The organism is Larkinella ripae (assembly GCF_054780775.1).
In genome coordinates, this window is record NZ_BAAGVR010000030.1 from 1 (window position 1) to 23,710 (window position 23,710).

Annotated in this window: 14 protein-coding genes and 1 pseudogene; 4 read left to right on the forward strand and 11 right to left on the reverse strand. The window is 44.3% G+C overall.

Going from position 1 to position 23,710, the window contains the following annotated elements; translation table 11 throughout:
• Positions 1 to 315 precede the first annotated feature (315 nt).
• The 3 genes from ACYVHX_RS26450 to ACYVHX_RS26460 are packed head-to-tail and all read left to right on the forward strand — an operon-like array spanning position 316 to position 6,206.
• Positions 316 to 2,163 (forward strand): site-specific DNA-methyltransferase, encoded by a 1,848-nt coding sequence (locus ACYVHX_RS26450; protein ID WP_460674718.1) that lies wholly within the window; start codon positions 316 to 318, stop codon positions 2,161 to 2,163.
• Entirely contained in the window at positions 2,160 to 4,466 is a 2,307-nt protein-coding gene (locus ACYVHX_RS26455) for a DEAD/DEAH box helicase (protein WP_460674719.1), read from the forward strand. The genes ACYVHX_RS26450 and ACYVHX_RS26455 overlap by 4 nt, the downstream gene beginning before the upstream one ends.
• Before the next feature lie 36 nt (positions 4,467 to 4,502).
• On the forward strand, positions 4,503 to 6,206 hold the full coding sequence (locus tag ACYVHX_RS26460) for a GmrSD restriction endonuclease domain-containing protein (RefSeq protein WP_460674720.1): 1,704 nt from the start codon (positions 4,503 to 4,505) through the stop codon (positions 6,204 to 6,206).
• A 91-nt stretch (positions 6,207 to 6,297) separates the two neighbouring features.
• Here the strand turns inward: ACYVHX_RS26460 and ACYVHX_RS26465 are convergent, their stop codons facing one another.
• The 9 genes from ACYVHX_RS26465 to ACYVHX_RS26505 form a co-directional block, all read right to left on the reverse strand.
• Positions 6,298 to 6,936 (reverse strand): uracil-DNA glycosylase family protein, encoded by a 639-nt coding sequence (locus ACYVHX_RS26465; RefSeq protein WP_460674721.1) that lies wholly within the window; start codon positions 6,934 to 6,936, stop codon positions 6,298 to 6,300.
• Between the two features lie 76 nt (positions 6,937 to 7,012).
• Positions 7,013 to 11,251, reverse strand: a complete 4,239-nt coding sequence (locus ACYVHX_RS26470; RefSeq protein ID WP_460674722.1) for a DEAD/DEAH box helicase — start codon at positions 11,249 to 11,251, stop codon at positions 7,013 to 7,015.
• 18 nt (positions 11,252 to 11,269) lie between these two features.
• The gene (locus ACYVHX_RS26475) at positions 11,270 to 12,367 is read right to left on the reverse strand and encodes a DNA methyltransferase (protein ID WP_460674723.1); all 1,098 of its coding nucleotides are present in this window, start codon (positions 12,365 to 12,367) and stop codon (positions 11,270 to 11,272) included.
• A 1,087-nt stretch (positions 12,368 to 13,454) separates the two neighbouring features.
• Positions 13,455 to 13,772, reverse strand: coding sequence for a hypothetical protein (locus ACYVHX_RS26480; RefSeq protein WP_460674724.1), 318 nt, complete (start codon positions 13,770 to 13,772; stop codon positions 13,455 to 13,457).
• 1,073 nt (positions 13,773 to 14,845) lie between these two features.
• Entirely contained in the window at positions 14,846 to 15,313 is a 468-nt protein-coding gene (locus ACYVHX_RS26485; protein WP_460674725.1) for a hypothetical protein, read from the reverse strand.
• Positions 15,314 to 15,447: 134 nt separating this feature from the next.
• A complete protein-coding gene (locus ACYVHX_RS26490; RefSeq protein ID WP_460674726.1) occupies positions 15,448 to 15,915 on the reverse strand; it encodes a hypothetical protein in 468 nt (155 codons plus the stop codon).
• Between the two features lie 431 nt (positions 15,916 to 16,346).
• The gene (locus ACYVHX_RS26495; RefSeq protein WP_460674727.1) at positions 16,347 to 16,607 is read right to left on the reverse strand and encodes a YpsA SLOG family protein; all 261 of its coding nucleotides are present in this window, start codon (positions 16,605 to 16,607) and stop codon (positions 16,347 to 16,349) included.
• A gap of 77 nt (positions 16,608 to 16,684) precedes the next feature.
• Positions 16,685 to 16,810 (reverse strand): hypothetical protein, encoded by a 126-nt coding sequence (locus ACYVHX_RS26500; protein ID WP_460674728.1) that lies wholly within the window; start codon positions 16,808 to 16,810, stop codon positions 16,685 to 16,687.
• 846 nt (positions 16,811 to 17,656) lie between these two features.
• On the reverse strand, positions 17,657 to 17,974 hold the full coding sequence (locus ACYVHX_RS26505; RefSeq protein ID WP_460674729.1) for a hypothetical protein: 318 nt from the start codon (positions 17,972 to 17,974) through the stop codon (positions 17,657 to 17,659).
• 131 nt (positions 17,975 to 18,105) lie between these two features.
• On the opposite strand from ACYVHX_RS26505, the pseudogene ACYVHX_RS26510 reads away from it, so the two are divergent.
• A pseudogene (locus ACYVHX_RS26510) lies at positions 18,106 to 19,342 on the forward strand (IS256 family transposase).
• A 256-nt stretch (positions 19,343 to 19,598) separates the two neighbouring features.
• Here the strand turns inward: ACYVHX_RS26510 and ACYVHX_RS26515 are convergent.
• On the reverse strand, positions 19,599 to 21,197 hold the full coding sequence (locus ACYVHX_RS26515) for a hypothetical protein (RefSeq protein ID WP_460674730.1): 1,599 nt from the start codon (positions 21,195 to 21,197) through the stop codon (positions 19,599 to 19,601).
• 14 nt (positions 21,198 to 21,211) lie between these two features.
• Entirely contained in the window at positions 21,212 to 23,707 is a 2,496-nt protein-coding gene (locus tag ACYVHX_RS26520; protein WP_460674731.1) for a DnaB-like helicase C-terminal domain-containing protein, read from the reverse strand.
• Between the last annotated feature and the right edge of the window lie 3 nt (positions 23,708 to 23,710).

A 23,710-nucleotide genomic window follows, 5' to 3' on the forward strand; every position in this document is an offset into this window, starting at 1 on the left:
AGGTACGACAATTGTCCGAATCCTCTATTTTTCACTGTCCACTTTTCAGGGCCAAGGTCACCTTTTAAACTGGAGTCAAAACTGGGGTGGTCCTATTTAGCTATACTGTATTTATGAGAGTTTGATGAAAAAGGTTTTTTAGGTCAATCTGTGAATGGTAGCCTAACGATAAGTGCAGTCTACGGACGTTATAATACTTTTCTATATGATTAAACTATACATTTTATCTTTTTTAGCAGAATTTATCCTTTTTCCAACCTACGACCTTCCTATTAATATTGATTTCGTATTTTCAACCATTCATTTAACGTTATTATGACAAATACAAAACTGGCTCAGAAAATACGTACACTGCCTGGATTGACCGACGCCGAACGTTCAGACCTATTGTCTCTGCTCAATGAAAAAAAGAAATATGGACTGGTCTGGGAAGAGAAACCAGAACAGGTTGAAGAAGACCTCCGAAATAAACTTCCCGTTCTACGAGAAGTAACCAGTCGGCGCATTGTGGCTCGGCAAAACGAAGGCACTCTCAAGAAGGAGGACCTAACAGGGCAAACGGCCCTGAATTTCGACTATATCGGTTCGGAAACCAACCCATTGTTTGATCAGGTTCCCCAACCGCCCCATCACTTGCTAATTGAGGGCGATAACCTTCACGCCCTGACGGTGTTGAATTATACCCATGCCGGAAAAGTAGACGTCATTTACATTGACCCACCCTATAACACCGGCAACAAGGATTTCAAGTATAATGACCGCTTCGTGGACCGCGAAGATTCCTACCGCCACTCCAAATGGCTCTCCTTTATGCAAAAACGGCTCGAATTGGCCCGTAATCTTCTCAAACCAGAAGGCGTTATCTTTATTTCAATTGACGATAATGAGCAAGCGCAGTTGAAGCTGCTTTGTGACAGGGTTTTGGGGGAGGAGAATTTTGTAGCGAATGTGATTTGGCAGAAAATTGATAGCCCCAAAAACACTGCGACACATTTTAGTGACGACCACGAATACATAATAATATTTGCTAAAAATAAGGTCCAATGGCGACCTATTAGATTGCCTAGAAATGTTGAGATGATTGCTAGGTATAAAAATCCTGATAATGATTCTCGGGGGCCTTGGTTATTAAGTGATATGGCCGCTAGAAATTTTTATTCACTCGGCAAATATGCTATTACAACACCCTCTGGCCGCATAATAGATGGTCCACCTGCTGGCAGTTATTGGCGAATCAGTGCTGACAAATTTACAGAGTTGAATAAAGACAATAGAATTTGGTTTGGACCCAATGGTTCTAATAGGCCTGGAATAAAACGGTTTTTATCAGAAGTACGTGATGGGGTTATTCCACAAACATTATGGACATGGAATGAAGTAGGTAGTACTCGTAATTCTAAACAAGAGTTTAGTCAATTAATGTCAGCGGGAGCTAATGAAGATCTGTTTGTAACTCCAAAACCGACGAAGTTGATGCAGCGCATAATACAGGTCGGTGCTCCAAAAAACGCACTCATTTTCGATTTCTTCGCCGGTTCAGGCACAACCTTACACGCAGTAATGGCCCTGAATGCCGAGGATGGCGGAAACCGGCAGTGCATCTTAGTCACCAACAACGAAAACAACATTGCCGAGGAAGTTTGCTTTGAGCGAAACCGGCGCGTGATCGAGGGATATATCAGCAATAAAGGCGTAGCCGTTTCCGGCTTAACCAATAACCACCTTCACTACTATCAGACAGCTTACGTTGACCGGGAGCGCACTCAGACCAACAAACGCGACCTGATGAGGCTGGCCACCGAACTGCTTTGCATCAAGGAAAATTGCTTCGTAGAAACCTCCCAACTGGCTTCGATACGGCTTTTCACCAACGACCTGGCCACGCAGCACGTTGTCATTGTTTACGATGAAGACGCGATTGCGGACGCGGTGACGATTATTCAGGATTTGCCGCACTTGAACCCGGTGAAGGTTTATGTGTTTGCCCCCGGCCCGTATCCCTACACCGACGATTTTGAGGATGTGCTGGACCGAATCGAACTCTGCGCCCTGCCAGAAGCCATTTATCAGGCTTTCGGCCGGTTGTTGCCCCCTCAGGGCGAACCTCAGCCCGTAGAAAACGATTCTGAAACTATAACCGCGTCCCTGCCATTACCCTCATGATTGTCTTAAAACCTTATCAGGAAAAGGCCGTTTCGGGCCTGTTGGAAAACGCGTTCGATATTCTGCTCAACCCCGGTTCCCGGCGGCAGAAAATGGTTTTCAAAGCACCCACCGGCTCTGGCAAAACACTGATGATGGCCGACTTCATGCGTCGGCTCACCCTGGAGTTTCCGCAACGGGCGCTGGGTTACCCTCGGTCGCAGGTCGCGTTTGTGTGGCTGGCACCCAACCAGCTGCATACGCAGAGCTTCGAGCGGTTTCGGGCCGGTTTTCAGATCGATCAGACACTGCGCCCCGTTGAGTTTGACGATGTTCAGCAGTTTCTGCAACCCGGCGACGTGCTGTTCCTTAACTGGCAGTCGGTCAACAAGGAAAAGAATGTGTACATCCGCGACAACGAACACGACCGCACCCTGCAGCAGTATATACACCGCACCATTGGCGAAGGCACCGAACTCATTGTGGTGCTGGACGAAGCGCACTTATTTGCTAACAAGGGGAAGCGGGCGCAGGAGTTATTGAACGTATTGCAGGCTAAAATCGAGATTGATGTTTCGGCCACTGCCTTTTTCGATTCCGACAACCGAACGGTTGTCAAACGGGCCGATGTGATTAAAGCCGAAATGATCAAAAAGCAGGTATTACTCAACCCAGACCTGAATGCTGTCGAACAGGTAACGTTTGGCGTTTCGCTTGACGAGTACCTACTCACAAAGGCGCTGGCCCGGCGGCAGGAACTCAAGGCGTCCTATCAGAAATTAGGAGTTGCGGTAAATCCTCTACTTCTCATTCAGCTTCCGAATGATACGGCCACCATGAGCAGCGACGATCTGATCATCAGGAATGAGGTTACAAACTGGCTGGGTACTCAGCATGGTATTACAACCGCCAACGGGAAACTAGCGGTCTGGTTATCTGATGGAAAGGATAAAGTCAACCTGGAAGGTATCGAAGCCCCGGACAATCTGGTCGAGGTTCTGTTATTTAAACAAGCAATTGCCCTAGGCTGGGATTGTCCTCGTGCGGCTGTGCTCCTGATTTACCGAAAGCTGAATGCGCAGGCCTTTACGATTCAGACCGTGGGCCGAATCCTGCGAATGCCCCATCAAAAACACTACCCCATTGACCTGCTGAATGTCGGTTACGTCTATACTGACCTGAGTCGCGATGTTATCCAGGTTGTGGCCGACGATGTAGACTATATTGTCCAGAACCGGGCCATCCGCCGGGCTGATTACATCGACATAAATCTGCCATCTGCCTACATGGAAAGCCGGTTAATCCGAAACCGGCTGGGAGCTAAGTTCAGGCGCTGTCTGGAGGATGTGGTAGAGAATAACTGGAAATGGAGCATTAAAGGGGATGACTGGCAAGCCGACAACCTCCGCCGGATGCAGCAGGTGTTAGTCGAAATCAACGTCGATAATATCGAGATTCCGGTTCCTGCCGATGTCGTGCTAACGGGCGAGATCGAGGTTGCACGTGCCGAACACACTGAACGTTTTGCCAAAACGTCGGAAGAATTACGGGTATTATTCCGGCAATTTTGCCACCAGAATGTGGGCGGGTATGGCCCCGCCGAATCAACGCCGGTTCTGGAAGGTGCTCTCCTGTTTGTCTTTGAAAAATACGTCGGTTATTCGGCTGGTTCAGGCGAGGTCAAGGCGATTAAGACCATACTCTATCCGCAAAACCGTCCTCACTTTGCCGATGTAATTGAGCAGGTGCTGGCCCGCTACGAAGAAGTGATGCAGCAGGAAGCTAAAAACAAAAGCAAACAGGTCGAACGCTATGCCTGGGATGTGCCGGTCGAGCGCGCGTATAACGAACTTTATGAAGCTAAAACCAGCGAGTCCCACGTCCTGCACCCCTTTTATCAGTACAAGTCCGCTTCAAATCCTGAAATAGATTTTGCTGATTTTTTAGCGGAGCAGGAACCGAACTTGGAGTGGTGGTATAAGAATGGAGAGAAGACTAAAGCCGATTTTGCGGTTCCTTATCAAAAAGCCGACGGTACGGCATCCTTGTTTTACGTTGACTTTGTAATCCAGCTTAAAAATGGCACAATTGCCCTTTTCGATACCAAAACCCCCGGTTCTGATCCAGATTTCTGCGCCAAGCATAATGCGTTGATTGGCTATTTGGAAACCTTAGGGCAGGAGCGCAGCAAAGCCTATGTAGGGGGTGTCATTGTGCCAGTCGGTGTGGGTGATAACCGGCGATGGAAATATTCGCCCTTCCGTATTTCATCGGCAACGGACACAACGGGCTGGAGCGCGTTTTTTCCGAAAGAGTACGCATAACCCTATTTATTCATTCCCAACCCCACCTAATGCCATATGGCTATCCTGGACAACCTTTCTAAAAACTATGCAACCCTGATTCAGGAAATTGAATCTGGTCAAATAAAGATTCCTCAATTTCAGCGCAACTTTGTTTGGGAGATAGCTAAATCAGCGCAATTGTTAGATAGTATGCTAAAAGGTTATCCCATCGGTACATTTATTTTTTGGCGCACTGATGAAGAATTGCGAGCTGTGCGGGACATTGGCAATATTCAGTTACCAACACAGAAACAAAATGAATTTGTTAATTATGTCTTGGATGGGCAGCAACGGATCACATCCTTTTTCGCGGCCATAAAGGGGGTTTCAATCAAGCGTGACCGCAATCGTATTGACTATTTCGCAGACATTTATGTAGACTTAGCAGCTAGTTCTGACGATGATATTGTCACAACTGATCTGACAAACCGTAATTTAGAAGCTTGTATTACGGTTACCGATTTGATGACGAGTAATTATAGGCGACGTTTGAACGATATCCCTGAGAAATACCACGATAAAGTTGATGAGTACCGATTATTGCTGCAAGGTTACCAATTTAATATTATCTCGCTTAGAGGGGCATCGATTTCGGTTGCAACCGAAGTATTTACACGGCTTAACGTGGGTGGAAGAGCTTTATCTCTGTTTGAGATTATGGTAGCCAAAACATATCTAGCTCCTGACCCAGTAAACTCAGAATCTTCTGGTTTCGATTTGGCTGTTCGATATGAACAATTACTTAATGAACTGCGCTCGGTACAGTACGACACATTGGCTCCGGCAACCGTATTGCAAGCCGTAGCGATGCTAACAGTGAAAGGTTGTACTCGCAGACAAATTTTAGATATTAACAAACATATATTTACTGAAGCGTGGACTCGTACAGTTCAGAGCATAAAACTGGCTGTTGATTTTCTACGAGACTACGGGGTACTTGTATCCCAACTACTACCATATAATGCTTTGCTTGTTCCACTAAGCTACTTCTTTGATAGGCATCCGACCCGGCCATCGGGTGAAATGCTTCACCGATTAGAGGATTATTTCTGGCGTTGTTCGCTAGGTACCCGTTACTCTTCATCTGTAGAAGCGAAACTAGCCAGCGACGTTGAAAAAATTGACAGGATTTTAGCCGGTGAGCAACCCCGTTACGAGTGGTCAGTTGACGTATCGCCAGAATCTATAGCACGAGAAGGCTGGTTTAACGCCAGTCGCAGTTATATCAAAGCTATTTTGTGCCTGCTGGCAAGACAACACCCTCGTTCCTTTAAGACTAATCTTAACGTTAGAGTTGATAACGCTTGGCTTAGCGTGTCATCTTCGAAAAATTACCACCACTTTTTCCCGAAGGCCTTTTTGAAGAAGCATTTTCCCACTTTTGATTATTGGCGAGTAAACCACATTGCTAATATCACCATTGTGGATGATTATTTAAATAAAAACGATATTCGAGCCAAATCCCCTTCGCAATACATAAACGAATTTTCGCATGAAAACCCATCCATGGATTTGACATTAGCTACCCATTTAATTGGCGATTTAAATGAATATGGTATCACAGACAACGACTATGAACGATTCTTCAACGCCCGTATTTTACGCATTTCTAATTTACTAAATCAGTTATTGATCAATCAGGCTACTGACCATCAAATACAGATAGAGTTAACAGAAGACGGAGAATCGGTTGATCTTGTAGACACACTGGAAGAATAAATAATATATGAAATTAAAAAGGGTATTGATTGCACTTTTAGAGCCTACTGTAACCGCTCCGTTTTCACTTGATTACGTATAGGTGTCCAAGCTACAAATCTTTGAGAAAATGACTATAATATCGCTGCCTATATAATGACAATGGTTCATCCTTATTTTTTTCAAGTAATCCTTTACACCATTCTGTTCTTCTGAGTCCATTATCTGAGGGGGATATTAGCGTAGTTAGATGTATTTTGGAATCAAAATAATTTAGAGAGGATTTTACATACTTATTAAATTTTTCTTCAACCCAACGACTCGTAAAAAAGATACGACTTATCTTGTTATGCTTTAAAATTCCGTCGATAATCTCAGTATTCCAACTTTTTACAATTAAATCTGTGTCAATAGCACTGTCCTCTTTTCGGTAAGTTCTATATACTATATCTGCAACAGCCCATTGATTATTTTCAAACCAGATTAGCACTTCTTCAGACTGATCTGGCCATTTAAAATCGATTCCTTTTGCTGTAATAAATAGATTCCAAAATTTATTGCTCTTACTCCCATAAAAAATGGGAACGTCACCCCTCGTCTGAAGCTGTTTTTTATGAGTAAACTTGTTTGGGGGGAAACTTCCAAGAATTAAATAGCGAGCATTGTTTGTTTGAAGTGGAAATCTCTTCCATGGGTGCTCCTCTAGCACATCAATATAGGGCTTTGCAGTTGGCTTTCTTCCCCTATTCATATTTATTTGCTTTGTTTATCTTGACTTAATATGTGTTGAGAGTTGTAAATTATTTTTAAAGCAGTGTTATTGACTTTTACCCTGCCCACTTTAGCTGCCCAGTTCGAGACTGTTGCCCATCAGAAAAAGTAATCGGAGTTGATTGGTTACAAAACTCATCGAGGAATCCTTTAAGGGCATGGGCCGTTTCCAATGCTTTTTTCTGTTCCGGCACATGCGCTGCCAGATTGGTAGGCATGATGACGATGCATTTAGCCATGGCCCTAGAAATGGCAACGTTGGTTCGCTCCAACTGCATGAGGAACTCCTCTTCACCGACAATGATATCGGTATCTCCAACTCCAAATGATACGAGAATCGTATGACGCTGACCACCCTGGAATTTCTCCACAGTATCAACAGCACTATTGATCTCATTCAGTTCCTCGGGAAAATACTTGCTTAACTCCCGGATGATAAGCGCCCTCTGTGCGCGATGCGGAGTAACAATGCCAATACACTCTTTCCAGAATGATTCAACTGTCGGCGGTACATGAGTTAACACTCCCCTCCCATTGAGTTTATCGCTGGCTGTATTCCGTAGACAGTAAACGATTGTGGCTACAATCTTGGCTTCGAATTGGTTACTCTGGGAAGCCAACTCATCGTTGTGTAGCATGGTTAGGCCGACTTTGTGTGGGTCGAGGAGGTCTGGAAGGCTATCGAACCATGGTAGGTCGACTGGTAGCTGGTTCTGCAAGGACTGTACTTCCTTTAGCAGATGAATTCGAGTATTAGGGAAGTCAGCCCGTAGGTTGGTAGGATAACCAATTTGACGAGCAAACTGAACGATGGCGTCAGCCGATCGATAGTTCACTAATAATTTATTCTGAGTTACATAACCTTTAAATCGGCCAATCAAATAGGACTGAATGCTGCCAACCAGGTATTCAGCACCAACGGGCGGTTCAAGGGCACTAATGGGTGGCATTTGCAAATGATCGCCAGCAATGACTAATCGAAACTCTTCCTTTAGGGTTGCCAATGGACCAAGAGCCAAGGTTACGGGAACTTGTGAACTTTCGTCGAGAATAACAAAGTCGAACAGGGGGCATACTAAGATATTACCCGCTAACTCATTAAACTTGTGGGATTGGTGACATGTAGTGGCAACTATAGTTATGGCTCGATCATTGGATAAACTCTGAGAGCAATTTTCCCAGTCGAGCGAGGAATTAATTAATTGAAAACTGGTGACTTTTATATTGGGAACTATTGACGAAAAAGCCTTCGGGTCTGTTGAACGAGAATAGGCGATAAAAACTTCACAACTAACGGTAGCATCCAATTGAAGTAACACCAGCAGACGACCAATCACCTCTTCTATTGCTTTATAGGTAGGGCCACAGATTAGCATATTCAGCCCCTGACCAGTCTGAGTAGCTTGTTGAGTAACTGCATGCGCCAATACAGAAAGCGTACTAGTTTTGCCAGTTCCCGGCGGCCCCCAGATAACAGTTAGTCGATTCTGCAAGGCGTGTAGAACGGCTTCCTGTTGAGAATCATTTAATCCTGAATCGACAACTAATTTGATAACTTCGGCACGTTGCTTATCATGGAGTGGATATGTATTATTCTGTAAGGAAGTTGCGTCCCAAAGTACACAAGCAGCCGGACTAATAGGATCTCTTCCAGGCTTGGAGGGGGATACGACTCCCATGGCACTTTGTGATCCGGGCGCCGGCTGGGCTATTGATGGGTTTCTAATCTGCTGTATTATTTTCAGAGTAGTCTCGTACCGTTTAAAGTTAGATACGCCGTCCATTAAATAAATACCTTGATCAAAACTTAAGCCGCAGGGTCCTTCTAAAAATGGAATCAAATCGGGGTCAGTTGAAGTAAGGGCTATTTCGGCCTGCATCATGTGGCGGTCAAAATGCACTATACGACCTTTCAATATCGAATAAAGCGGTAAGTAAAGTCTTTGCGGAGAAAATCCTTTATAATCTTCAGGTCTCCCAAATCGAATAGCACGAAGCAAAGGAAAAGCGGGTACCGTTTCGAGACCCACAGATAAATAACTGTCGCCATCCTGCAACTTTACTTCAGCGGAGTCAGGACTTACGGTATAAACCCGATTCCCATTAGGCAAAACTTGCACTAAAGTGGTTAAACGGATAGCTTCAAAACTGGATTCGAGGGACTCAGGTGGTTCAGCCATTCGGACCATGTCTTCGTTGTGAACAATGGCGTATTCGAGTTGATCCCACCAATACCATAATTTGCTGTCAAAAGCCACTGAGCGGGTTCCTTGCGGTAGCGACATGTTTACCTCTTTTGCATTGGTAATTAATCGGCCTCTAAAGTCGATGTGCAACCGAATGATAACACTCTCTAGCGCCCGACATTGCCATTTTATAGCGTTGTCATAATCAACGATAACATTGGTACGGGTAATACTGGTTCTACCACGCTTTATAGTGGGTGCCCCGCTCCAGATTTCATAGATACGCTCCTTAGGAATACCGTTGGTGAGTGTCTCTAAATAATATGAATCCAGTTTCCTAGGTGGTGCATCACCAAAATAATAGTGTTCGACGGTGTTAGCCAGTGTCAGCGTATGAGTTACTGGTGTAAAGACATACTGCCTAATGATTTCGTCAATAAAGACGATAATAGGACTATTAACATCTTCTGGACGCGCCATAAGCTCGTCAGGAGGAAACAGCCAGGCTAACGCACGTTCACGGCGTTCAAGTAGACTGAAAACTGACGGAAGGTGACGGCCGATGGCTCCGCAAAGCTCTTTATATTGCCGTCGTTCCCAGAAGGCTATTTGTGCTTGGATCTTTGGCTCGAATCCCTCCCGGTGGAAAACCTGTTCCGCCCGATCAATATAATCAGCTAACTGAGACAAAAAAGCCGCAAGTGCAGCCCATTCGCTTGAGCTAGTCTTGGTATCCACGATAAAAGCGTTCGTGGCTAGACGAAGCGGCGACGGTTGGTTTTCGGAGCGATAGGGAAATGAAAGACTAGCTACTAATCCCAGTCCTGTCAATAATCCAGCACTGGCGTCAAAATTAACGGTAGCACTTACACGCAGCCGAGTATTATTTGCTAGGGTGGCTAATTGGGAGACAGGGTCAACTGAGGTAGTACTGCTGTTTAGATTTCTTGCTCGGATAGGCAAATGTCGACGTTCGCGACGCAGCAAAGAGTGGTCGCGGTAGACAGGCTCATGGCCGGAGGTACTAGCCACATCCTGGACAGTTGAGTACCCTACGTTAGCGAGTGTTTTTCGTGCGCCACGCGTTAGGCCAACGAGTCGGCTGAGGTGTTCGGTGCGGATGGCATGTGGTATACAGTAATGGTCAGGATGGGTGGTGATTTTCTCGGCATCCTCCGGATCGAGCCATTGCCTGTAGCCCAGCCAGTCACAGGCAGAACAGCGAGCGTCGACATGCCAGTCTAAATGTGTCCAATCGGTACGGCCTTGCGCTAGGACACGGGGAAGATCATCTTTGAAAAATCGGCGGACAGTCTGAATAAAAAAATTAAACTGTACGGAGTCACAGTCATCTGTCAACGCCTGTACAAGTTGATTTGGGTCAGCGGTTCTTTTTTTAACCTCGGCCATAAGCTTTGAGACCCCCTCAGTCGACCGAGTCCACAGTCCGGGTTGAGCAGAAACTAGATATTGTTTTTCTAAGCCGAGACGATGTAAGTAATTAACCAGCATGAACGCGTAGAGTGTCACTTCAGCTGAGTAGCTGGGATTGGCCTCGGCGGTATGTTTGACATCAAGAACCACAATAGCTTTCCTAGGGTCCTCAGAGGAGATTTTCTGTCTACTACCGTTGGGCAGGACCTCTTCCTCGTTGGGAAGGTTATCCCTGATTATTAAAATATCCGGGATCAAGTCGGCCATTGGCGGGATAACGTCAATGGTTGCTGCATCCAGCCCAAGGTTGGAAAGTGCTTGTTGCCGAAACTCTTGTGGAGCAAACTGCCCCTGAATCAGGAAACAGGGTGTTATCGAAACTTGTGAAAACAGACGCCCTAAATTCTCACTTCTCCATTCGTTGTCTTGTTTTTTGCCCAGTAAAGCATTTGGGAAGGATTCGGCCAACAAATTATATTTTACTTGTTCAAAGTCTACGCCGGCTTGCTGTAGAATACCTACACCCGGTCTGGCTTTTAGAGGTACGGGAAGGTTATACTTTTTGAGTATAGTATCACTATGAAGGGTCAGGTAAAGCATCTTATCGCATCGTGTACGCGAGTACATGGATAATTGCTTTTTGGCTACTTTCAACTCTTGTATAGATGGAATCATAGAATAGCGATGCTGAATTTATTCAACTTTGAATACGAAATCTAATTCCTGTTCAGCGGAATTTGTGGAGGCTATTTTACCCATATGGTTGGCCTGTCGACGGCGCCCTGATGAAGCTCCTGCACTAGATATACTTTTCAGACGCCAATTCACATCGAATTGTCGGACCGACTTTTTGATTATTTCTTCGGGGTCCGCTTTTTTACTGGCGATCGTGCCCATTCGAATTACCACCTTACTGCCAGGTCGCATCATTGGGGTTACATTGCTCCATACTTTCCCTAAATTGTAGATGAATCGATCACCAGCACTAGTACCTAATTGCTCACCATGGTAGTAGGAAACCTGCGGAGGACCACCCACAAACCAGTTACGAAGCCATTGATCTTCAACATAGGTACCCATTCCAAAATAAGGAGGTGAGGTTACTAGGGCGTCGAATTGATAGTGAAAAGAGGTAAAGGTTCGGGCATCTCCAAGCTGGGCTAGCCCTATAGTTTTGGGTATTTTAGGATTGTAATATCGAGTAATACGCTCTTTAATAATTGCCAAAGTATTGATTGGCCGTGGTAAAAGGCCATGTTTTTGCCAGTATTGGACGGAATAGTCCGGTTTCGAAGAAAACGTCCTAGGCATCTGATTCGAAAAGTAGCTATCTTTTGTTTTGGGTTGAGGCCCATGTAACGCGCCAAGGATAATTCCCCGCAGAGCGGCCGCTTCGTCAGTGTCGATTTCTAATAAGGCAGTTCTGAGTTTGACTAAATCAATGAGGACGTTTCGATCGTACGCCAACTCCCAGAATAACCCTTGGGGTATGTCAGCTCTCAAGGACTGGGATAAAATTTCCTGAGCAAGTTGTGCAACTGAAACTGGTCTAGGGGAAGCTAGTTTAGCTTTGGCGATGGCTATAGCAACAGGATTCGCATCAATGTTTAAGGAATTCAGCTTTAAGAGACGAGCCGCAAAGGCCGTAGTGCCCCGTCCACAAAATGGATCGAGTACCCATGCGTTTCTCCTTATTCGTGAAAGGTGACTAAGAGGAAAGTCAAGGGGAAACATAGTATAATAAGGACAGATGGCGTTCAAGACAGCACTTGCAATAGTTTTTATTGCCATTTATGTGTTTTTACTAGTGTATAAACGATAGATTAACCATAATTAAGTCATATCCCTCAATTATTCAAAGTAAAGAATGATTTAATATTAAAAAATTATATAAATACCGATCGAAATATCCTAGTATATGGCCATGCGGTAACAACACTATTTTAGTCTTAAGCTGTAATTAAAAATTGGTTAACTTCGAAATCGATCCCGACTAACCTGTCAGCAAAATTAAGATTATCTACAACTTTAAAACCGACTGGTATACATGGGTTTAAAGTAAAAACGGGTTCTTTTATTTCTTATTAACCTATATTCTTTCATTTGAACAGCTGATCCAGTAATATATAGGGATCTTTGGTACCATCCATTTCTTTATATCTTGAATAAAGTAGCTAGCAAGGTCAGACTTTACCTAGCTGCACAGAAAAAGTTATCTTTACCATTGTAATGAAGTGAATATCAGTATTGGATTTTATCCTATCATTGGATATTCGCTTCTCGGTCTGAAGGCGTTTGGATAACAGCTTCATTTCTGACTAGTATTTTCCCTTTTTGAACAGTTTAAAGATTTCAGCAGCAAAGAATTTAAGTCTTTACGTGGGGAGGCATTACGACTAGTTTTTGTGATTGTTTTTCAAAGTTCTGGTTCCAACCTGACACCCATAATCGAATACATGCGCAGGGGCAAATCCGACAGCTTGTTCAGAATTTAAGACAATTCTTCGTTGAATAAATAGTGGCAAAGTTGCCTAGGGGTCCGGCCTGCGGTGCTGCCGCTTGAGTCGCATCCGGAAACTTTCAATAAATTGACAAAACCGCAGCGTCGAGGGTCGCTTCAAATATGTCTCTTCTAGGGATATAGCTTCTTCTTTGTCGGACTTCTTGATATGGATAAAGATTTGTTAAGGTAAACGAGCCAGTTGGATTAGGAGTAGTAATGAAACACAGTGCCGTCCGCGCTAATGCGGCCAGTTGAGCTGGCCAGCAATTATATGCATCTTCCGGTCAATCTGGCCCGCGCAGTCGAAGTATTTTTTCTGGGTGTGGTCATTTCATTAAATGGATAAAATACCACCCCGGTACGGAAGTGCCGAGGTTAACAACTGAAAAAAACAGGCCGTAAAACCCGCGGATTGACCGCCCAATGACCCCGTTTCATAGGAGCAATCACTTCATTTTTTCTCAACTCGGCCAAACCCCTACGAACCATCACACAAGAGCAGCCTATACAGGCTGCAATATCCGCAGTGGAGGCTTCAACCGTGCCGTCCGGCCCTAACCGCTTTCCCAAATAGATTAACAACCGCAGCGAAACACCTTGCATGGTGTAAAGCACGCTTTCGGTGTAGTCATCGGGGGCAATAATGGCCAGTTGGTGGCTGTTTACGGTTGTTTTCCAGTTCCTCGGATACATACAGTTTCGACAGAAGGCTGAAAGAATCAGGCAAATCCACTAAATCGTAGGGTATCAGCAAGTTAAAATCAATATCGCCAACTTCCAAACATTTGTTGCAGAAATTTGCCCAGGTGGGACAGTCGACCGCTGGCGGTCTAACTCCTTCAGAGCAAGCTTCACACGGTAACCGTATACTTTTTTTCAAGAAGGAGGATAAAAAACTTACTCATACCTATATACGTTAACAGTTAACAAAAATGGATAACCGTAAACTTCGGTAAGGTGAACTGCCGAAAAGGGAGCCTATTGAATGGTTTCTTTATGAATATTTACAACATGTATTTTTAGATTGATAAAGAGAAATTTAGATTAGGTTACTCAAGTACCTATATGAATATTAGCTTATCTACGTACCAATTCTATAAAATTAAGCTTCTCGGGTTGTGGGCGGTGTATTTACTTAAAATCAGGACGTTAAACTGGTTGACAGGTACATCACGCATGTACCTAATTTCAAACCGCAATCGGTAGTAATCTATAAACAGAATAATGAATTCCAATATGACATACGCAAGCCGCATTAGACAAACTTGAGAAAAGGAAAATTGCAAATACATCATTTGTATATCACCCACGACCATCCGGCAAATTCGAGAGTTGCTAAATTGGTTGCTGTGCCTCAAACACAACGTAATGTACAGTTGGTACGTGCCTATGCTTGACGCCGAGAAAGACAAGAAGTTACGACTTAGGAACTGTCCGAATTTTGTTACAACTACCCTTCCAACCAACCAGGTTTACGATGATAATCATATCAAACTGAAATGCTGAACCTATTTATTATTGAGCTCCGACAGGAGGCTTCAGCATTTTTGGATTGCTTCTGCCGGGTAGAACCATAGAAGAACGGGAACATTCACTTTCAATACTGAAGGACTTGCGGTTCCTTGCTGGTTGCATGATAATTGTCCTTCTATTGGCTCGATACTTTTCAACTCCACCCGGCGAAAAGTTCTACGACTTTATTTATTCATGATTCTGTAAATGGCCTCGGTAATAGCTGGGAGCTTATCTTTTACGGATTTCATTAATTAATTTATACTCGCTATATTGTCAATATCTTTGTGATCAAAATTTCTCCAAGTCTCTTTGTCTTTATCCCAAGAAAAGTTTTCATTATTTATATGAGTATCGTGTTTTAATTTTAAATTAGTACATATTTCATTAAAAGTAGCTCCTAAAGTTTCAGCATTGTTACCTAGAAATAAAATTCCTAAATCGTTGATATGTATAAAGTATTTCTCATAACTTCTTGATTCAATACCTACTACGTACTGGTTTATAACAGGACACATTTGTATGAAAGGAATCCTAAGAGTATTATTTTTTGCAATATCCTTTAATAAAGCTTCAATACTCAAATCTTCTAGCTCTTCGTAATTGCCTATCAACTTGTATGCTCCGATGATGTATGGAAGTGTCAATCCTGTTGCAATCTTACCCCTGCTTTTTAAACCTAAAATAAGTTTATACCAAAATGGAATCTGTGCATTTGTCATAATATAAGTAAAATTAAAATTATCACTATTTTTCTTATTTTTTCAGTAAGGTACGCCTTTACACGATAATAAATATCCCGTTGCACCGTAGACACTAACACTCATTAACGATAGAGAATTCTTTGTTTTATTTGCTATCTGGCAGATGTAGGTTTAAATAAACAGACTGTTGTATCAATTGAACCCTTGTTTTGACTGTAATAGGCAAAGTAGCCATCTAATGATACAAATGATTGATCTCCTTTTCGCTCTAGTGTGGCAGTACCTTGGCTTGTATTCTCCTTATCATCAGCGTAGTAGTAAAAAGTTAAAAGAGCGTCATGATATCTTCCTGAGATTGTATATTTCTCTCCGATATGATCCCCACTCGTGAATTCAAGTTTGCCAGAAATGTAATGTCCCTTCTTATCAATTTCCATTCGTATATCATGAACTTTGTCTGAACTAAACTTTAATTGAGCCGTCCATACCTTGCGTAACTTAACGCTATCAAATAATTCCATTATGGAAGGATGTACATAAGACCTCCATAGAAGGCCAATTACAAAGGTGAGTATCAACCAAATTCCATTTTGAAACAAGGACTCAATTAATTTCTCCATTTTTGAGTGAGGTTTAAGGATAATATTTTGACAGTCAAGCATTTTTAAGGCAATATAAAGCATATTTATTTCACTTTTTAATACATAGAAAAAGTACCTTGATACGTCTTCCTTTCCATCCTTTTGATTCCCTACCTTGCCAGTATCAAAGTTCAGCAGCGGTTTTGCCAGCCATACCCAGCCGCACGTTGCAGTTTTAATTTGGTTAAGCCATGGAGGGTCAGTTTAATGGGAAGAAATATAACAGCTTGAAGACCTGCGTCAGAAGAGCTCGTACTTTCTGAATCTGTTCTGGCGTAATCTTACTGGCCCGGTTACCGGGTTCAAATGAAGCCGGATGCCCTGGTTAAGAATAAATACTTCGAGCGCGGGTGCGGTTGGATTATGAATATAAGGCACACCTGCTTGTTTGCAACAGCTGGTGGTGAAATTCACTCCAGAAGAAGCAGTGTCGAAATTACCTTATCGTCGGATTCGAAAACATTGCGCCGGGTGCTGGGTGGATACTTATTGCTGGCATCTTCTGTCAATCCATAATCGGCTAGCCACCAGGCAGGACCCGTTTCAGTGAGGTAGCCCTTTGGAACCACACCACCGGTGGGAATTCTTGTACTGCGTGCCACTTCCAAAGCAATCTGGTCGACACCCGTCTGGCCGCCGGAGATGCCTTTTTCGACTCGGTAGCCGGTCATTGTTTTTGGTTTTGGTTTGATCGGGATTCAAAACGTAGGATTTTTCCACCTTATAGAACCAAGGTGTAACCCCGGAGTTACGTTTTAGTTGGAGTACTGATTGTAAGGCTGGTCTCATCCTGAAGCGCGGTCTTTTTTTTGCTTTCAGCATAAGCACGCACTTCAAAAAACAGCATGGCGACAAAAAGCAGGATCAGGTGCAACAGGGTAAGGATGGAGAAAACTGCCAATGGAATAAGAGTATATATGCCTGATATGCCTGGCGGTGGGGTTCCATACGTGAAAGCGGATTTAGCAAATTGGGTTCGACAATTGATTTTTTGACCAAACCCGTAAAAAATTGATAATCAATTGATTGTGTAAAATTAACACCAACTACAATTCATATTTTTCAATGTCATTATACTAAAAATCAGGCAATTAACCAGAAGCTTCTGAAAGTTTAGACACCTTTTTGCGAATCTTCGAGCGAGAGAAGAGGGGGGTGCTGATCCGTCACCCCCCTTCCTTTTTTCTAAAAATTTAGAACAAAGACTTTTTACAAAATCCTTTCACGCGAGCGCCCGTACACAGTAGTCTGGCCATGCCCGGGTCCTCGGCGTGTTTTGTGCACACCCCCGGGGTGCTGGCATATTGGCTGGAAAAAGGGATTCCTTACCAAATGAAATCCGTAAGGCGCTGTACTATTTAAGATTTGAAAACCTCCACGCACCCGGCAGCTGATTGTAGCAAGTGGGGTGACCTAGTGGTAGGGCTGGGCATGGCCTTCAGCTCAAAGGTTGCCTGCTGTCAAAATTCACTACGGAATTCCTACCTTTGAACATCCTAAGAATCTTGCGGGCGAAGGTTTTGACCCCCTGCGTTTTATCTATGACGAGCCGTTCCGACAGAATTAAGTTGTTCGTACTGGCGTAGAACCAGTCGTAGCGTCTCAGTGCAGCCAGAACCTGCTTGGTTTTTTTGGCATCGGGTTCCCGGTAGGCTTGCATGCTTTCCAGCAGTTCGGCATACTGACTAATTTTCGGCGGCAGCGCTTCGGGCTGGTCTTCCTAGTCAAACAGCCATTCAAACTGACAAAATGGATCAAAGGGGTTAGGGTCCATGGCATTATTCCACTCCTTTCTCATGTCAGGAAGCTTGCCGCCCAAAATGTCCAGACACAATTGCCGGAGTTGGGTCAGCTGTTCATACAGGTAATTGCCCTGGTTGTAGGCTTTGATAATCTTTTCGAACTCGGCAGCAGATGGATGATCCAGTTCAGAATACTCAGCGTCTTTCCAGTTGAAGGAGTAATAGCGGAGCGTGTCAAACTCGGAGGTCGTGTGTTTTTGCCACAGCTTGATGTGATTTAAATTGAGATGATACATGGGGTTGGTTGTTTAGTTATGAGATTGTGTTAATTTGTAGCTATCAGGCAGATTTTAGTTTGTTTTTGAGACTGCTCGCTAAACTGTGTCACAGGTGAATAAAGGGAAGAAAAACTCTAACTTTCACCATCATGACCAACGAGTTCGATTTCGAGGCCTTCAAACAGGCCGCTATCAAAGGCCTTTACGAAGGTAAACCACTCACAGGCGAAAACGGCCTGTTTGCCCCTTTACTCAAACACTTTTTAGAGTCCGCTTTGGAAGGGGAAATGGATGGGCATTTGACCCAGACCCGGCTCAGCGAGCAGAATCGTCGAAACGGCAAAACCACCAAGCAGGTTAAAAGCAGCGCTGGCCCCTTAGACTTGCAAACTCCGCGTGACCGAACCGGCAGCTACCACCCCCAAATCGTCCCTAAGCGACAGGTCGTCCTTACACCCCAACTTGAACACAAGGTGCTTTCCTTATACAGTATGGGCAATAGCTATGCCGATATTAGCCAGCATCTGTTGGAAATGTACGGTTATTCGTTGTCTGACAGCGAATTAACGGCTATTACCGATAAAGTCATTCCGGCCCTGCGAGAATGGCAGAATCGACCTTTGGAAAGCTTGTATACGCTAGTATGGCTGGATGGCATCTACTATAAAGTACGCTATGAGGGCAAGGTCGTCACTCGCGTACTTTACAGCATTATTGGTCTGAGTTTGACTGGCAAAAAGCAAGTACTGGGGATTTATACGGCTGAAAGTGAGTCAGCTAAGTTCTGGCTCTGGGTATTGACTGACTTGAAACAACGGGGCGTAGACGACCTGCTGATTACGGCACCGGCCGCCCGGCTGTGTGGACGGCCTCAAAGGCTTTGATACCGCCATCGCCAGCGTTTTTCCAACGGCTACTATCCAGCTTTGTATCGTCCATCAACTTCGGAATAGCTTTCGTTTTATACCCGATAAGTTACTGAAGGAGTTTGCTCGGGATCTCAAGACGGTTTACCAAGCTCCCAACCGGGAACAAGGCCTGGAAAACCTGTTGTTGGTGCAAGAAAAGTGGAGCAACGCTTATCCTAAAGCCATACAACCTTGGCTGGAGAAATGGGACGTACTGTCTCCCTTTTTTGACTATCCAGCCGCTATTCGCAAAGTCATGTACACGACTAATACGGTCGAAGGCTATCACCGTCAGTTACGAAAAGTCACGAAAACCAAGGGGGCCTTTTCTTCAGATGTAGCGTTACAAAAACTCGTCTATCTGACAATCCAGAATTTGCAGATTAAATGGGAAACAACGACCTATAATTGGAAAGAGGTCATTAATCAATTCAGTATTATATTTGAGGAACGCATCAAATTTCATCGCTTCGAATAAAACCTACTGACACAGTTCAGCGAGCATTCCCGTTTTTAGAGCAAGAGGGAGTTTTGACGGACTCTTGCTCATTCTAAAATCTTCTAAGGAAGATTCTAAATGTTTCTAAAGAAATTATTATACGTGTATATGGCTGAATATTAGATATTTATATGAATAGTCTCCGCACGTATTTCTTACTATCGCGCACGCCATTCTTACTTTTCGCGCACGCTATTCTTACTTTTCAGCCATTTTGCGCACGCTATTCTTACTTTCAACACCAGTTAGAATTGATATCCCATCTATACATCAGTTCACCGGTTTTCCCTTCTATCTCCGTAGGTAGATGGTTCAGAAGCCCAACATCAACTGCAATTCGAATTGCCTCATCAACTTTCTTTTTTACAAATTTCAAGCCTCTTTGTGGATCTTCTACCCAATGTTTTGCTAATAAATAATACAGGTTTGGGATGTAAATTGTCGGGTTGTAATTTGAATTATTACGGTTTGCCCTCAGATGGGCTAGGTAATCCAGAAACGGCAAAACAACGTCAGATAGCCGCTGGTTTCCTCCGTTTGCTTCATATATTTTATCGAGATAACCATATGGGTATTCAGCAAACTTTCTGTCTATTTGATCAATAAAAACGGGATGTAGCTTCAGGACTAGATATGGTTTTTGCCCAATAGATGTTCTGAGGACCACTTTCATGATGGGTTCAAATTCATAATCAATACCTCCACCGCTAGCGTTGGTAGGCACCAAAATCATTTTTCGAAAATCCGTCTGAAAGCTCATGGCAAGTTTAAGAACAAAGTCTTTTTCTGCCGTATTCGCTTTTCTGGCTCGCCCAATATATACCTGGGTGAGTTTGTAGAGTGGAAATGAGATGGTAGCCGTCCGCTGATCAACAAGCCGGCCATCTTCTTGGATTCTGGTTACAAATCGTTGGTCAACATTTTCCGTTTTGTTTTCAAATTCTTTGTTGGGGTCCGCGTTGCCCGTGTAATAATCTTCCTTGTCGGGATTTTCTGTGTTTCGACTTACCTCTTGAAGCACTTGGGAAATAGAGATAACTAATTTATGCTCCGTAGCGGAGAGGGTTATCCGTTGATTGAGCCGATCGTTGAACCAATTTTCATCAATACCCTCTAATTCATCCTGCTTTATTGATAAAAAAATTGGAAGCTGTAGAGGATTAACCTTGTGCTTTAACACAACCTGCTTCTTCTGGGCTTTTCGCTGGCTATTTTCTATAAATATACTTGGACGCCTAAATTTTGCTGGAGGGGTTAATTTAACAACGTCAGTGCTTTTGTATTTTTTTTTTGGGGCTTTCCTCTGTTTAGTTTCTACTCCTTTCTTTTGATCTTCGAGAATTTTCTGAATCTGCGGGCTATGAATAAGAAAGAAGAACTCTACGGCTTTGCCAACAGCTTCGCGGTTGTAAAAATGGCTTTTGATTAACGTTTTATAGAACCTGAACACCCTGTGACCCTCCTCTAACGAGGGTGGAATGAAATCACGGCCTTCTTCTACATTTTCAAAACCATCAATAAATTCTTTGAAGGTAAAATTGACTACCCACTCTTTTTTCTCGTTGATAGTTAGTGTTAGATTTTCTACAAAATTGTGAATCAATACGTGAGCCTGCCGAGCCTCAATCATTATTTCAGCGCTAACAATCGGCCTGACTGGGTTTATCGCCAATCGTTGTAAGTATAAGAGAATAACTTCTTTAGTCGCCATTTTTGAAATGACATCCAGTGTAGGTTCTATTTCAAGAAGTTCGGATCGCATCAGATGAATCTGCCCGGCCAGGGGGCTTTCGAACTGCATCTCAAAATAGGTGTCGATCATTGGCTGCTCCATTGGATCTGCTGATTTTATTTAAAGCCTGAAGTGCCTTTTGCCCAGTGGGCCTCTGGTGGGTAGTTGCTCGATATTCTGCCGGTATGACTCACATAATTCAACACCGCCGAACTGCCTGCCCCATTGGTCCGACCTTTGAGCGCTTCAACATATAATTCACCCGGACATGGCATTGCTTTTCCACCGCTGCGATCTTTTTGACCAAGTTTGGAAAATTTCCGGTCCCAGAGCCCCAGCACTAAATCAGCCGTTTGTTCGATGTCGCCACATTCTCGTAGCTTACTGCTATCAATTACTTCTTCCATATTTACCTCCCGGTTGAATTGAGCCCCCAGAATAATGGGCAAACCCGTATCAATGGCCGCTTCCCGAAGTAGCTCACAAATTGCCTGCAACTGCAACTGACGGCTTTGAAACTTCCCTTCGATGCCCAGCAACTGGATGTAATCGATGAAGACCACACCTACATTGGAATGCTTGCGTAGAGCCCGGATGGCATCGGCTAACACGGGGCCCTTTAAATTGGAATAGTGAACCCGCAAGCGACCCGTGTTGATCAACTCGCTAAAAAACTGGGCTTTGCCTGCAAGAAATCGGGGATTTTGAAAGTCATGGCCGCCCTTTTTGTAGTAGTTTTTGATGTATTTCAGGTTGGGAATACCTGCTCGAAACTCTTCGTTGATATAAATATTCAATAGTTTACACAAAATAGCTTCCCGGCTTTCTTCGTAGCTAAAGAAGTGAACCTCTTTGCCCGCTTTATCCGCTGTCTCTTGACCAATATTCAACGCCAGATTCATCATCAGGCCAGTCTTACGGTGACTCGTGCGGGCGGCTATAATGCTGAGTGCTCCAGCTGGCAGTTCCAATTCCTGAATCGTTCCGAAAGCATCTTTCAGCCAGTAACCGGAGGCAACACCGTCGGGCTCCCCTTGGATGATTTTACCGATCTCCTGCTCAGTGGGGATGGCTAAAAACCGGGTAAAATCGGGCTCCCGCTGCCGGATTTGAATTTCGGCTACTTTGCTGCTCAGAACTTCCAGCGCTTCGAGAGGTTTGCCCTGTTTCTGTAGTTCCTGGGTTTCCGTCAGCAGTTTGGCAACGGCCTGATGGGTAGCGTCCCGGGCAGCGTTGAACTGCAGTTGGTCGACTTTTGCTTTTAACGACTCGTGGGTTATGCCCAATTCCTGCAGCCCAGGGTCATCGACGAATGCCTTGATAAAAAGGTCTTTCTCAACCGGATCGGTGACCAATACAGATACAGCCTGAATGTCTTCCAGTAAGTCATTTTTTTCCTTTTCGGTCAGGCTCCGTTTCTGGGCTTCTTCCAAATCCCCGTATTTGGCAATCGTTACCCAAAGACGGTACAGATAACCTGGAAGAGCTAATTTTATCAGGTCCTGAATGGCCTGAGGGCCCTGATCCCGTATTACTTCGTCCGGATCAGTATCGATCGGTAGGACAGCCACAAAAGGTTTGATTTGAGGAAATTTCAACAATAAATCGAGGGCCTTTAAAGTACCGTTTCGGCCAGCCTGATCATTGTCAAGCATTAGGGTGATACGACGGGTACCCGCCTGAATGGCTTTTTCAATCTGGCGCGGGGAGAGGGAGGTACCGCCAAGGGCAACTACATTTTCAATTTCGACGGCCGAACAATGCAGGGCATCCAAAATGCCCTCGACGACAACTAAATCTTTATTCTTCCGCAGCGGCTTTTGATTGAACAAGAGCTGATCTTTTTCCAGACCGGCCGAATACAGGTACTTGGGTTCTTCATTAGTCACGGAACGGAAAACCATTCCGCGGACGCGTCCGATGGCATCCCGGTAGGGAAACGATAAGAGATGGGAACGGCCGGCCGTGGGATTAGATGCCGTAAATCGCAGAATCTCACTTTCGCTGTAACCTTTAATGCGCAGGTAGTTTTCAATCTGCTGTAGCGGTGCAACAAGCCCCGCTTCCATTTTGGGATATTCTTTATCAAAACCGGTTCCGGAACCCCGGAAGTACGTCGGCTTAAATTGCCGGGTTTCCACCAGATACCGCGTGACGAGCTGCGCCTGAATTGATTTACTAGCTGGGTTGTCGGGGTTATGCAGACTATCGATGAACAGATCATTCAAGTCTTCCCAGAGTTGAACCGACCGATTAAAAGACTGGATGCGCTCAGCCTGTGCCGGAGTCAATTCCGAATTCAGTAATGGAACCCCGGCTAACTCGGCCAGGCGTTGCAAAGTACCTTGCTGATCAAGCCCATCCCGCTGTTTGACGTAGTCCCAAAGAGAAATGTTACCGCGGGTATAATCAAAAATCCGGTTGGGAATATGATCAAGAACAACGACTTTCCCTTCTTTGCCGGTTGAACCGTCGACTTTTAAGCCCGATGTGGACCTCCAGCCTTTATCGAACCGAACAAAGCCGAATTCAGGTAGAGCCTGATCAAGCTTTTCAAACAGAGCAGGTATAATGTCAGTCTCCAGTATTTGCGGTGTGGATCGATTGCTCATGGT

Coding starts and splice junctions, on each gene's coding strand:
- ACYVHX_RS26485 (WP_460674725.1), bottom strand. CDS start 15,313: ATGACAAATGCACAGATTCCATTTTGGTATAAACTTATTTTAGGTTTA.
- ACYVHX_RS26480 (WP_460674724.1), bottom strand. CDS start 13,772: ATGTATCCGAGGAACTGGAAAACAACCGTAAACAGCCACCAACTGGCC.
- ACYVHX_RS26465 (WP_460674721.1), bottom strand. CDS start 6,936: ATGAATAGGGGAAGAAAGCCAACTGCAAAGCCCTATATTGATGTGCTA.
- ACYVHX_RS26490 (WP_460674726.1), bottom strand. CDS start 15,915: ATGGAGAAATTAATTGAGTCCTTGTTTCAAAATGGAATTTGGTTGATA.
- ACYVHX_RS26455 (WP_460674719.1), top strand. CDS start 2,160: ATGATTGTCTTAAAACCTTATCAGGAAAAGGCCGTTTCGGGCCTGTTG.
- ACYVHX_RS26460 (WP_460674720.1), top strand. CDS start 4,503: ATGGCTATCCTGGACAACCTTTCTAAAAACTATGCAACCCTGATTCAG.
- ACYVHX_RS26520 (WP_460674731.1), bottom strand. CDS start 23,707: ATGAGCAATCGATCCACACCGCAAATACTGGAGACTGACATTATACCT.
- ACYVHX_RS26495 (WP_460674727.1), bottom strand. CDS start 16,607: ATGACCGGCTACCGAGTCGAAAAAGGCATCTCCGGCGGCCAGACGGGT.
- ACYVHX_RS26450 (WP_460674718.1), top strand. CDS start 316: ATGACAAATACAAAACTGGCTCAGAAAATACGTACACTGCCTGGATTG.
- ACYVHX_RS26470 (WP_460674722.1), bottom strand. CDS start 11,251: ATGATTCCATCTATACAAGAGTTGAAAGTAGCCAAAAAGCAATTATCC.
- ACYVHX_RS26515 (WP_460674730.1), bottom strand. CDS start 21,197: ATGGAGCAGCCAATGATCGACACCTATTTTGAGATGCAGTTCGAAAGC.
- ACYVHX_RS26475 (WP_460674723.1), bottom strand. CDS start 12,367: ATGGCAATAAAAACTATTGCAAGTGCTGTCTTGAACGCCATCTGTCCT.
- ACYVHX_RS26505 (WP_460674729.1), bottom strand. CDS start 17,974: ATGTATCATCTCAATTTAAATCACATCAAGCTGTGGCAAAAACACACG.